This window comes from Flavobacterium sp. HNIBRBA15423, assembly GCF_052655965.1.
The window spans coordinates 814,411-827,587 of sequence record NZ_CP199751.1 but is presented as its reverse complement, the minus strand read 5'-3'; the positions used below and the strand labels follow the sequence as shown (position 1 = coordinate 827,587).

The following is a 13,177-nucleotide window of genomic DNA, read 5'->3' as shown; positions in this document are numbered from 1 at the left end:
GAAATTGTGTCTAAAAAGTCAAACGTACTTTTATAGCCCCGATAGGAACGGCATCCTTTGCTTTTTCTTTTAAAAAAGCAAAGATATAGTGGATAGCGGGTGATGCTAGTACTGAAATACTTTGTGTGTGCTTCTACTAAAAAAAGAAAGGTTGTTTATGGTTTTAAATCTATTTCGCAATATTTGTTGTAAATTCTTATTTCTGTAAAGTCTTTTCTGGCTCTTACAAGGTTAGATTGAATGGCTGAATAATCGATGATTTCTTTGTCTACTTCTACTATTCCTTTTTCGAAAGGTAATCCAATAATATTTAACTCTATAAATTCGTAAGAAGTATTAAACTTGCCTGATTTGAATTGCTGAATAACTAAGGTGTCTTCTTTTCCTATTAAATTAAAGTTTCGAATGCTGTAACGCCCTTTCATATAATCGTAACCGTCTTGACCGTCTTCATACACCATGGAGGATTCTTTTCCTAGTTTATAATAAACATCTAGTTTTAATTCGGTAATTTCTATTTCTCCTACATATTGCTGGATAGGATATTTTGGAATTATAGCTCCTTCTTTTACGAATATAGGCAAGGTGTCTATATCTGCATTTACCCAACATTCTTCTCCTCCTTGGATTAATTCGTTATCAAAGAAGTTATACCATTTCCCTCTTGGGAAATACATTCTTCTTCCTTTGGAATTGGGTTCTACTATAGGACATACTAAAATGCTATCTCCGTAAATGAATTCGTCATTTCTAAAATAGGTTTGCTGGTCTTCCTGATCGTATACTACTAATGATTTTATTATAGGAATTCCTTCTTCTATGTATTTCCAGAATGCTGTGTATAAATATGGTAATAATTGGTAACGAATTTCAATAAATTTACGAACTATGTCGGTTATGTTTGTGCCAAATGCATAAGGTTCTTGATCACCATGATCGCCTGAAGAATGGGTTCTACAAAATGGATGAAAAACGCCTAATTGAATCCATCTTGCATATAATTCTCCGTTAGGTTGTTCTGCAAATCCTCCAATATCTGAACCTACAAATGAGAAGCCAGAAAGGCTCATTCTTTGTGCTTGTGCATTTGCAATTTGTAAGTGTTCCCAAGTGGCTACATTATCTCCTGTCCAAGTTGAGGTATAACGTTGGGTGCCAGAATAAGCAGCTCTTGTGATTACAAAAGGTCTTTTTGGATAGGAGAATTTTTTTAATCCGTGATAGGTTGCTCTAGCCATTTGCATGCCATAGACGTTATGGGCTTTTCTGTGACTACAGTTTGAACCGTCATAATTATGTCTTACATCATCTGGAAATGATTTGCCTGGAACGTCCATTACTGCTGGTTCATTCATATCGTTCCAAACTCCTTTTACTCCTATTTCTTCTATTAATTCTTTAAATAATCCTGCCCACCATTCTCTAACTTTTGGGTTTGTAAAATCGGGGAAATAACATTCTCCTGGCCAAACTTTTCCTTTTACATAAGGTCCATCTGCTCTTTTACAAAAATATTTGTTTTCTAATCCTTCATTAAAGACCCAATAATCTGGATCTATTTTTATTCCTGGATCGATAATTACGATTGTTTTAAATCCGTCTTCGGCTAAGTCAGCTACCATTTGCTTTGGATTTGGGAAATATTCTTTATTCCAAGTAAAACATCTAAAGCCTTCCATATAATCGATGTCTAAGTAAATTGCATCGCAAGGAATTTTTAATGCTCTAAACTTACTGGTTACTTCTTTTACTTTTGCTTCTGGAAAATAACTCCATTTACATTGGTGATACCCTAATGCCCATAAAGGTGGTAAATGCTTTGGTCGACCTGTTAAATCGGTATAATTTGCAATTACATCATTCATTTCTGGTCCGTAAATAAAGTAATAATTCATTTCTCCGCCCATTGCCCAAAAACTGGTTACACTTCTGCGTTCTTGGCAAAAGTCAAAATAGGTTTTAAAGGTATTGTCAAAGAAAATTCCGTAGGATTTTTTAGAATGTAGTCCTATATAAAAAGGAATTGCCTTATAAATAGGATCGGTGTCTTTCCCAAAAGCATAAGAATCTGTAACCCAATTTTCAAATCGTTTTCCTTTTAAATTATTTTGACATGGTTTATCTCCTAAACCATAGAAGCTTTCGCTTACTTCTGAATGTTTAGACATTTTTACAATATCACCTCCTAGTTCGTAGCTTTCTTCCCAATGGAACCCTAATTCATCCTGGCAAATTAATGTTTTATCGACTGCATCATATAATACTGTTTTTAAATCTTTTTTAGAAATAACGCAGATTATTTTTGAAGTAATTATTTCATAGCTTTCTGTAGTTTCATTAATTTCAAGTAAATTGTAACCACGACTAGCACTTGGTGAAATAGCATAAGAAAAATCTCTACTGAATGACCCTACAGTTGTAAATCTAAAACGCAATACACTATCTCTTATTACTGTAACTTGTAAAACAACATTATTAGCTGTATAAAAGTAAATTTTATCGACATCTTTTTTAAAGGATACTATTTTATCTGGAAAAATATTTCCTTTATGTTCTAATTCTGTATTTAAAATCATGACTTACTTTTTTACAATCATTTTTAATTTTCTCTAAAATAATAAATTATTGGTACTTATAAACAGAAATTCCTAAAGGAGGTAAAGAAGTTATGAACGAAAACGTTTGATTGTGAAATAAAACGGCTTCAGTTGCAATGGGAATTTCATTTACAACATTGCTTCCTCCATATTTAAAAGCATCACTATTAAATATTTCTTCCAAAATTCCTTCTTGAGAAACACCTATTCTATAATCTCTAAGCGTATTGGTAGAAAAATTACATATAACAATTAATTTATCTTTTTCATTGTCTCCTTTTCTATAATATGACATTACACTATTTTCATTATCATCATATCTAATCCATTCAAAACCGTCTTGGGTAAAAGGAATATCATGCAATGCATTATTTTTTTTATAAAGAAGGTTTAAATCTGAGATATAATTTTGAAAATTAATATGCGGAAAGAATTCTAGTAAATTCCAATCTAAACTAGATTGAAAATCCCATTCTTCATATTGTGCGATTTCATTTCCCATAAATAGTAATTTTGTTCCAGGATGTGTAAACATATAGCCATAAAGCACTCTCAAATTGGCAAAGCGTTGCCATTCATCACCAGGCATTCGACCTATGATAGATTTTTTACCATAAACTACTTCGTCATGAGATAAAGGAAGCATAAAATTCTCGGTAAACATATAAGCCAAACTGAAAGTAATTTCGTTTTGATGGTATTTTCGATAGATTGTGTCTTTACTAAAATAGTTTAATGTATCATGCATCCAACCCATCATCCATTTCATTCCAAAACCTAAACCACCTATTGATGTAGGTTTTGAAACCATAGGAAAAGCTGTAGATTCTTCTGCAATAGTTTGTACATCTGGATAATTTAAATACACAGTTTCGTTTAATTCTTTAACAAAGCTAATGGCTTCTAAATTTTCGTTTCCACCAAAAATATTCGCATCCCATTCTCCTTCTTCTCTAGAATAATCTAAATAAATTATTGAAGCAACTGCATCTACTCGAAGACCGTCTATATGATAGTGGTCTAACCAAAATAGAGCATTACTAATTAAGAAAGCTCTTACTTCATTTCTACCATAATTAAAAATTAAACTTTTCCAATCGGGATGATAACCTTTCTTTAAATCGGGATGTTCATATAAACATGAGCCATCAAATTTTCCAAGACCGTGAGCATCTTCTGGAAAATGAGAAGGCACCCAATCTAAAATGACACCTATTTCATTTTCGTGAAACTTATCTACTAAATATTTAAATTCTTCTGGGTAACCTAAACGAGAGGTAGGAGCAAAATAACCTGTTATTTGATAACCCCATGAAGGGTCATAAGGATATTCCATTATGGGCATAAACTCTACATGAGTAAAGTTCATTTTTTTTACATACTGTACTAAATCTTCTGCTAATTCAAAATAAGATAAAGAACGATTTTCTTCTACTTTTCTTTTCCAAGAAGTTAAGTGCACTTCATACACTGAAAAGGGCGATTTTAAACTATTCTTTTCCCATCTATTTTTTAACCATTTTTCATCTTTCCAATTATAATTGTCTTCCCAAACTATAGAAGCTGTTTTTGGTGGATGTTCACATCTTCTTGCAAAAGGATCCGCTTTTTCTATATTTTCTGAAGTTATTTTTGAATGAATTTTATATTTATAAGTACTTCCTTTTCCTACATGAGGAATAAAGCCTTCCCAAATTCCAGAAGCGTCCCATCTTACGTTTAATTTATGTTCTTCTTCATTCCAATAATTAAAATCGCCTATTACCGAAACACTTTCTGCACTTGGTGCCCAAACTGCAAAATAAGTTCCGCTTTGTCCCTCTAAGACTACACAATGTGAACCAAGCTTTTCGTAAAGACGATAATGCTTGCCCGATTTAAATAAATTAATGTCAAAATCTGTAAAAAGGCTATATGCAACAACATTTCCCATATTATATAGTAAAGTTTGATGGAATTACCGCTCCTTTTTTAATGATTACAATTCCTTCTCTTACTGTATAAGTTTTTGTATCTATATCCTCTAAATGTGAACCACCTTCAATCTTTACATTGTCACCAATGCAACAATTCTTATCTAAAATGGCATTTTTAATATAACAATTTTTACCAATTCCCATATTTACTACCGACTCATCTAATATTTCTTCTAAAGCTTGATAAAAATCGCTTCCCATCATGTAAGTATTAATTACTATGGATCCTCTTTCAATTTTGGAACGAATTCCAATAACTGAATATTCAATTCTTTCGGCATTTATAATACATCCTGATGCAACAACTGCTTTATACATTTGTGTTCCAGACACTTTTGAAGTAGGTAGCATTCTTGCATTTGTATAAATTGTTTTCGATTTATTATATAAATCAAATTTTGGAAAATCGTCTGCCAAACCTAAATTTGCTTCAAAAAACGATTCGATGTTACCTATATCTGTCCAATACCCTTCAAACTGATAACTTACCACTTTATTTTTATGGATAGATTGTGGAATTATTTCTTTACCAAAGTCAATAGTATCAGGATTTTCCATTAGTTTAACTAACAATTCTCTGTTGAAAATATAAATTCCCATTGAAGCTAAATATTCTCTACCTTCTTCTTTCATTTCTGGACTTACTGCAGATTTCCAATCGGACAACAATTCTTTTGCTGGTTTTTCGATAAAAGAAGTAATTTGATTACTAGCATCAGTTTTCAAAATACCAAAAGAAGTGGCATCTTTTCCATTAACTGGTATCGTCGCTATTGAAATTTCTGCTTTGCTCTCAATATGATTATCTAACATTAATTGGAAATCCATTTGGTACAATTGGTCACCCGATAAAATTAAAAAGTATTCAAAATCATGTTTCAGAAAATGATGCATGCTTTGTCTTACCGCATCAGCTGTTCCTTGAAACCATTTTTGACTCATAGGAGTTTGTTCTGCAGCTAATACATCTACAAAAGCTGAACTAAAAAAGCTAAAATGATAAGTGTTTTTTATATGTCTATTTAATGAAGCAGAATTAAATTGGGTTAACACAAAAATTCTCTTAAAATTAGAATTAATACAATTAGAAATAGGAATATCTACTAATCTATATTCACCAGCAATAGGTACTGCAGGTTTTGATCTATTATCAGTTAATGGATATAATCGAGAACCTTGTCCTCCTCCTAAAATAATCGATACGACTTTTTCTGAAAACATAATTTAGTTTTTTAGTTTTTTATATAGTTGTTGGTATTCTTTTGCAGAAGCTAACCAAGAATGGTCAATTTTCATTATTTGGTTTTTAATTTGTTTTAATAAAACTTGATTGTCATATAATTGAACCGCTTCATCAAGTGCTCTTTTAATTTCTAACACATTAGATTCGGTTATAACAATTCCAAAACCATCTGGTCTACGATAATCTATAATAGTATCTTTTAAACCACCTACATTGTTTACAATAGGAATAGTTCCATAACGAAGTGAGTACATTTGGTTTAAACCACAGGGTTCAACTCTTGAAGGCATTAATAAAAAATCTGCACCAGCATAAATAACATGTGATAAAGCTTCATTATATCCTGCAACATATTTGTATTTATCTCTAAAAATAGCATTCAAATTGGTTAAATCTTCTTGAATTTTTGTGTCACCAGAACCTAAAATTAATATAGACACATCTAATTCTTTTAAATAGCTTGTAAAAAGTTCTGCAAATAAATCGCAACCTTTATCATGAACAAATCGACCAATGAAAGCAATTAATGGTTTATTTTTATCGAATTCATATTGCTCACATAACCAGTTTTTATTTGTTTTTTTTCCTGAAATAGCATTTGTTCTTTTATAATTCTTTTTAAGATATTCATCTGTTTCAGGATTCCAGACTTCGGTATCAATACCATTTAAAATACCGATACATTTTCCTGATTCATGTTTGAGTAAATCTTCTAATCCGTTTGCTTTATGTTTTAATTCTTCCATATATGATGGAGAAACTGTAGTAACTGCCCAAGCACATTTTATGGCTGTTGCCATAGGATTGATTTCTCCATTCCAATCGAGTAATCCTACTTTTGAGAAATCGAATTTTGGAATTAAACCTACTTTTTCATGTGAAAACCATCCTTGATATTGTGCATTATGAATGGTAAAAACTGTTGGTATATTCTTTAATACATCAAATTGATACGATTGTGTCATCATAAAAGGAATTAAAGCCGTATGATGATCATGAACATGAATTATTTCTGGTTTGTTTTCCCAACTTGAAATCCATTTTAGAACTGCAATTTGGAAAGCTAAAAAACGAATTGTATCATCTTGTGAATACACATACTCTGTGTACAGTAACTCTGGGATATCAATAAAATTAATAGTAAACTCAGATTTTTTTGAAAGGTTTACTACTCTAAATGTGTAATTTGTACCACTTATAGGAACTTCACCTTTATAAATCTCTTTAAATTTATTTTTCTGTGTAAAAGGCAAGTTATAAAAAGGCATTATCACTTCTGCCTTTTGATTATTTTTATTTTGAAATTTAGGTAATGCTCCTACAACATCTGCAAGACCGCCTACTTTTGCAACAGGAAAGCATTCAGCAGCTACGTGAATTATTGCCATTTTTTTTGTTAAATTACAATTTTTTACCCTAAAATTGATTAAGAAAAAGAAAATAAAAAAGCCTATTTTCTATTAAAAAAGCTTCTTTTGAACGAATATTTTATCAATTTATTAATATTCTATTTATATATGGTTAAAGTTAAAAAACACTAAGAATAGAACATTTTGAAGTATTAATGAATTTTAAAAAATTAAATATTTAAAATATTAACATTATACGCAATAAAACTATAATAAATTAACATTAATCGTTTTTAAATTTGATATTATCCTAATTTAAATATTACGAATATGAAAAAAATTACTTTGTATTCACATCTATTAGCTACACATTTTTTATTTTCTCAAATAGGCATAGAAACTACAAATCCAACTAGAACATTAGATATTAATGGTGATTTAAGAATAAGAACAACAGAAATTACAAGTAACGAATCGGCTGCTAAGGATTCCATATTGGTAGTCGATAATATGGGAAATTCAAAAAGAATATCATCAAAAACAGTTGTTAATAGTTATCTTAAAACAGTAATTAAAGGACAGTTTTCAAGTAGCTCACTTGTTGATTTAAATTTATTATCAAATAGAGTCAAAATTCCTTTTAATCTTACTGAATTTGATAGTAATTCTGAATTTAATACCACAACAAATACTTATGTTGCTAAACAAGATGGAATTTATTCTATTTCTGCACAAATTAAAGCCAATACTACAGTAGGTGTTGCAACTAATTTTGGAATTGCTATTACAAAAAATGGCACCATTATAAATAGGAATAGTTTTGCAAATATTAGTGTACTCGGTATAAATGTTACACCACCAGTTAGACAGGTTACAACTTTAGTAGAATTAGATATTAATGATACCATAATTTTTGAAATTTTAAGTGACTTAGCCTCAATCACAATTTTAGGAACAAGTGAAGATTGCTTTTTCACCATTCAGCAAATTAGATAAAATAAAAAAAGCTCCAAAAAATTGGAGCTTTTCTTATAAAAATATTAAAAAATTAAGCTTTTCCTGCAGCAATTAAATTTAGTGCAGAACCTGCTTTAAACCATTCAATTTGTCCTTCATTATAGGTATGGTTTGCTAAAATTACATCTTTAGAACCATCTTCATGAACGAATTCTATAGCTAGCGGTTTTCCTGGAGCAAATTCTGTTAAATCTAAGAAATTGATAGTATCATTTTCTTGAATTTTATCATAATCCGCTTCGTTAGCAAATGTTAAACCTAACATTCCTTGTTTTTTAAGATTCGTTTCATGAATACGAGCAAATGATTTTACTAAAACTGCTTCCACTCCTAAAAAACGTGGCTCCATTGCAGCATGCTCACGAGAAGAACCTTCTCCGTAGTTATGATCTCCTACAACAATTGAAGAAATTCCAGCTGCTTTATAAGCTCTTGCCACAGCAGGAACCGCATCATAAGCACCAGTTAATTGATTTTTAACTTTATTTGTTTCTTGGTTATATGCGTTTACAGCACCAATCAACATATTATTTGAAATGTTATCTAAATGCCCACGGAAACGTAGCCAAGGACCTGCCATAGAAATGTGATCTGTAGTACATTTTCCAAAAGCTTTGATTAACAATTTAGCATTTGTAATATTTTTACCATTCCATGGTGCAAATGGAGCTAACAATTGTAAACGTTCCGATGTAGGTGAAACAACAACTTCCACTGATGAACCATCAGCAGCTGGAGCTTGGAAACCTGCATCCTCAACATCAAAACCTTTGCTTGGTAATTCATCTCCTTTTGGTGGAACCAATTTAATTTCTTCACCTTTGTCATTTAATAATGTATCTGTTAAAGGATTGAAATCTAATCTTCCTGAAATTGCTAAAGCAGCAACCATTTCTGGTGATGTTACGAAAGCATGAGTATTTGGGTTACCATCAGCGCGTTTTGAAAAGTTTCTATTAAACGAATGAACGATAGTGTTTTTTTCTTCTTTTTCAGCACCAGCTCTGTCCCATTGACCGATACATGGTCCACAAGCATTGGTAAATACTTTAGTTCCCATTTTTTCAAAAGTAGCTATAATTCCGTCTCTTTCTATAGTGTAACGAATTTGCTCTGAACCTGGATTAATACCAAACTCTGCTTTTGGAGAAATACCGTGAGCAACCGCTTGTTCCACAATTGATGCTGCACGAGACATATCTTCGTAAGAAGAATTTGTACAAGAACCTATTAATCCCCATTCTACTTTTACTGGCCAACCATTAGCTGCAGCTTCTTCTTTCATTTTAGAAACTGGAGTTCCTCTATCTGGTGTAAAAGGTCCGTTAATATGTGGTTCTAATTCTGATAAGTTAATTTCTATTAATTGATCAAAATATTGCGCTGGATCAGCATATACTTCTTTGTCAGCTGTTAAATAAGAAGCCACTTTATCAGCCGCTTTTACAACATCTTGACGATCTGTAGCATTTAAATAACGACGCATAGAATCATCATAACCAAATGTAGAAGTGGTTGCACCAATTTCTGCTCCCATGTTACAAATAGTACCTTTACCAGTACAAGACATAGACTCTGCTCCTTCTCCAAAGTATTCTACAATTGCTCCAGTTCCACCTTTTACAGTAAGAATATCAGCTACTTTAAGAATAACGTCTTTTGGAGCTGTCCATCCGTTTAATTTTCCAGTTAATTTAACTCCAATTAATTTTGGAAACTTTAATTCCCAAGACATACCTGACATTACATCAACTGCATCTGCACCACCTACACCAATTGCTAACATTCCTAATCCACCAGCATTAACTGTGTGAGAATCGGTACCAATCATCATTCCACCTGGAAATGCATAATTTTCTAAAACGATTTGGTGAATAATTCCTGAACCTGGTTTCCAAAAACCAATTCCATATTTATTTGAAACTGATGACAAAAAATCAAAAACTTCACTAGATTGTGATTTTGCACGAGTCAAATCAGCATCTGCACCTACTTTTGCTTGGATTAAGTGATCACAATGTACTGTTGTAGGAACAGCAACTGTTTTTTTACCTGCATGCATGAATTGTAATAAGGCCATTTGTGCAGTCGCATCTTGACAAGCTACTCTATCAGGAGCAAAATCAACATAGTCTTTTCCTCTAGTAAATGCTTGCGTAGGCATTTTTTCCCACAAATGCGAATATAAAATTTTCTCAGATAAGGTAAGTGGACGACCAACTAATTCACGTGCTTTATCCACACGTTCTGCCATAGTTGCATACACTTTTTCAATCATTTCAATATCAAATGCCATACTATTATAAATTATTTTTTGTTAGTTTTAAAAGTGATACAAATTTAATGAATCTTAATGAGATTTAAAAATTTTTAATAAAAGCATCTTTTCAAAGAAATATTATTTAAAAACATTCTATTTTAGTACTAAATATTCAACAAAAAAGAATAAATGCATCTTTTTTTATTAAATTCTTAAATTAAGAATCAAAAATTATTAAATTCTCAAAAATACTAAAACGTTATAGTAGGCTTGTTTTAGAAAAAACAAAGAATATGCTTTAAAAGTTTTTTAATTTACCTCAAATACTATCTTAATTTTACTTTTTTATGATTTTAAAAATAAAATAAGTTCTCTATATTTTATATAATGTTTTAACTAGAACAGATGTAACTAAATGTTTTGTAGACTCTTTTCTATTTATCTCTTAATTTCATCATTGGTTTTTCGTAAAAACGATACATTAGATAAGAAAAGAGTATTGTAATGAAAATATAGATAACTACAATTAAGGAAGCAGAAATGGAAATTTGTAACTCATTTAGTATATATTTCAGTAAAACTGTAATAATACTATAATGTAATAAATATATACTGTAAGAAATTTTACTTACAAACTCAACAGCTTTTGTTATTTTAATATTGGCTTTATTCCAATATACAAATATTGGTAAACCTAAAGCAAAGGTAAAAGCTGAAAAAGTGAAATAAAAAACTCTGAAATATAAAGGCTTTGTATTTATATCGAAACCATAGACATTAAAAACAACAAACTGGAGAAAAAATAAATGTACTGAAATTACAAAAGCATAAAAAGCATATTTTCTCAATACATCTTTATAATAATAGTGTAACCAAGCAACTACAAAACCTATTACAATAGCATCTATTCTATAAATAACTAATGATTTTATGTTTAGATTCCAAGCTTCCATATCTGTTATTGAACTATTTAAATAATAAATATAACGCATTACATTAAAAAAAAGAAGCAACAAAAGGCTTACAAATAAAAAGCTCCTCTTTCTATTTGTTTGAAAAAATTTACCTACAAAAAATAGCACTAAAGGAGTTAAGATATAAGTAAATTCTTCTATGGATAAGCTCCACGATTCTGTAAAAATAATGATGTGATAGCTTGAAAAATTTTGGAGAAATAAAAAATATCTCCACCATCCTTCAATGGAATATCCTAAGTAAATAGCGAGTAGTATATTTAGCACTAAAACCAAATAATAAGCTGGCAAAGTGCGAAACCATCTTCTTTTTAGAAAAACTAATACTTGTTTTTTAGAAAAATGATGGGCAACATACATTTTTAATAAGATAGAACCAATTAGAAAACCACTTAAAACAAAAAACAATTCGACTCCTGTAAAACCAAACAAACCGCTAATTGAAATAAGAAATGGATTGGTGCTATCTATTAAGTAATAAACATGTGAAAACAAAACCAAAGTAATTGCTACTGCTCTAACAACATCTAAACCAAAGATTCTTTGATTATTTTGCAGTTCTTTATTCATTTCGCTTATTTTTGTTCTTATTATTTTGTAGGATGATTAGAAAATCAAAGATATATAAATATTTAGCCTTTACTTTTATAATTTCAAGTGTTTTTGGAATTAGCGTTTATTCTTTTTTATCAAATAGACACCAAGCTATTGTAAAAACCAAGTTGTTGTACACCTTTGGTTTAGTAGATAACAATTGGGAAATTGGTAAACAAAACCAAAAATATAAAATGCTATCTCCTACTTTTCTTATTGATGAAATTTATAAATCGATGGAAGGTCCGAAATCATCTAGATACATACAATTAAGTCCTAATGAAGATTTATTGTGGATTACTGGTTTTGAGGTAAAAGCTGTTGATGCAAAAACCAATGAGTCTATTTCAAATGATTTCATTTGCCATATGAATGTTGATATTAATGATGTAAATTATTATACTAATTGGGATTTAAAAGAGCGTATTGGCAAACAATATCCACGATTGACTTCTTTATCTAATGGTTTTGAAAGCTATAACTATCCAGAAGGCTACGGTGTTCCTATAAAAGGAAGCGATTATTTATACATTACTTCTCAGGCTTTGAACCACAATTACCCTTCTATTTTAAAAAAAATTAAGCATGAAGTAACTATTACTCATGAAAAATATAATGGTACACAAAAACCTTTACTAAGTAAAACAGTTTTTATTCAATTGCCTTACAATAAAAATAATCCTTTTGAAGGACCTTTGTCACCTGGAAGTAACCAATGTATTCCTGTGGAAACTAAAAACCATAGTTATATGGATAAAAAAGGTAATATGCTTTCTGGACATTGGGTTATTCCAAAAGGAAAAAATACTTACCATAGTTCGATTAGCGAACAATTGGATTTACAAGATAGTTTACGTTTGCATTTTTCGGCTATTCATGTGCATCCTTTTGCTACTTCAATTGCTTTGTATGACAAAACAATGAATCAAAACATTTTTAAAAGTGCCATTTCTAATTATAAGGATAAAATAGGATTAATTGAAATAGCTCCTTTTAGTTCGAAAGAAGGAATATGGTTGTATGCCAATCATGATTACGAATTGGTTTTGGAAGTTGATAATACTTCTAACATTAACCAAGATATGATGGGAAGTATGTTTTTGTTTTTTTATGATGCTGAATTAGATAAAAAGATTAAACAATAAATTTTCATTAATTTGCTTATTA

Annotated in this window: 8 protein-coding genes; 2 read left to right on the top strand and 6 right to left on the bottom strand. The window is 30.4% G+C overall.

What is annotated here, in order from left to right; all coding sequences use genetic code 11:
- Positions 1 to 155: 155 nt before the first annotated feature.
- Genes ACULEV_RS03680 through ACULEV_RS03665 form a run of 4 tightly spaced genes read right to left on the bottom strand, consistent with a single transcriptional unit; the run spans position 156 to position 7,204 of the window.
- Positions 156 to 2,576: a glycoside hydrolase family 31 protein gene (locus tag ACULEV_RS03680; RefSeq protein WP_445457325.1), complete on the bottom strand. Its 2,421-nt coding sequence runs from the start codon at positions 2,574 to 2,576 to the stop codon at positions 156 to 158.
- A 46-nt stretch (positions 2,577 to 2,622) separates the two neighbouring features.
- Positions 2,623 to 4,530 carry a 1,4-alpha-glucan branching protein GlgB gene (gene glgB / locus ACULEV_RS03675; protein ID WP_445457324.1) on the bottom strand — a complete coding sequence of 636 codons (1,908 nt, stop codon included), beginning with the start codon at positions 4,528 to 4,530 and terminating at the stop codon, positions 2,623 to 2,625.
- 1 nt (position 4,531) lies between these two features.
- Positions 4,532 to 5,794 carry a glucose-1-phosphate adenylyltransferase gene (locus ACULEV_RS03670; protein ID WP_445457323.1) on the bottom strand — a complete coding sequence of 421 codons (1,263 nt, stop codon included), beginning with the start codon at positions 5,792 to 5,794 and terminating at the stop codon, positions 4,532 to 4,534.
- A gap of 3 nt (positions 5,795 to 5,797) precedes the next feature.
- The gene (locus tag ACULEV_RS03665; protein ID WP_445457322.1) at positions 5,798 to 7,204 is read right to left on the bottom strand and encodes a glycogen synthase; all 1,407 of its coding nucleotides are present in this window, start codon (positions 7,202 to 7,204) and stop codon (positions 5,798 to 5,800) included.
- 291 nt (positions 7,205 to 7,495) lie between these two features.
- Here ACULEV_RS03665 and ACULEV_RS03660 point away from each other — a divergent pair, with 291 nt between their 5' ends.
- Positions 7,496 to 8,161 (top strand): hypothetical protein, encoded by a 666-nt coding sequence (locus ACULEV_RS03660; protein WP_445457321.1) that lies wholly within the window; start codon positions 7,496 to 7,498, stop codon positions 8,159 to 8,161.
- 52 nt (positions 8,162 to 8,213) lie between these two features.
- On the opposite strand, the gene ACULEV_RS03655 is transcribed toward ACULEV_RS03660, so the two are convergent.
- Positions 8,214 to 10,478, bottom strand: coding sequence for an aconitate hydratase (locus ACULEV_RS03655; RefSeq protein ID WP_445457320.1), 2,265 nt, complete (start codon positions 10,476 to 10,478; stop codon positions 8,214 to 8,216).
- A 398-nt stretch (positions 10,479 to 10,876) separates the two neighbouring features.
- On the bottom strand, positions 10,877 to 11,986 hold the full coding sequence (locus ACULEV_RS03650) for an acyltransferase family protein (RefSeq protein WP_445457319.1): 1,110 nt from the start codon (positions 11,984 to 11,986) through the stop codon (positions 10,877 to 10,879).
- 32 nt (positions 11,987 to 12,018) lie between these two features.
- Here ACULEV_RS03650 and ACULEV_RS03645 point away from each other — a divergent pair, with 32 nt between their 5' ends.
- Positions 12,019 to 13,155: a hypothetical protein gene (locus tag ACULEV_RS03645; protein ID WP_445457318.1), complete on the top strand. Its 1,137-nt coding sequence runs from the start codon at positions 12,019 to 12,021 to the stop codon at positions 13,153 to 13,155.
- The last annotated feature ends 22 nt before the right edge of the window (positions 13,156 to 13,177 follow it).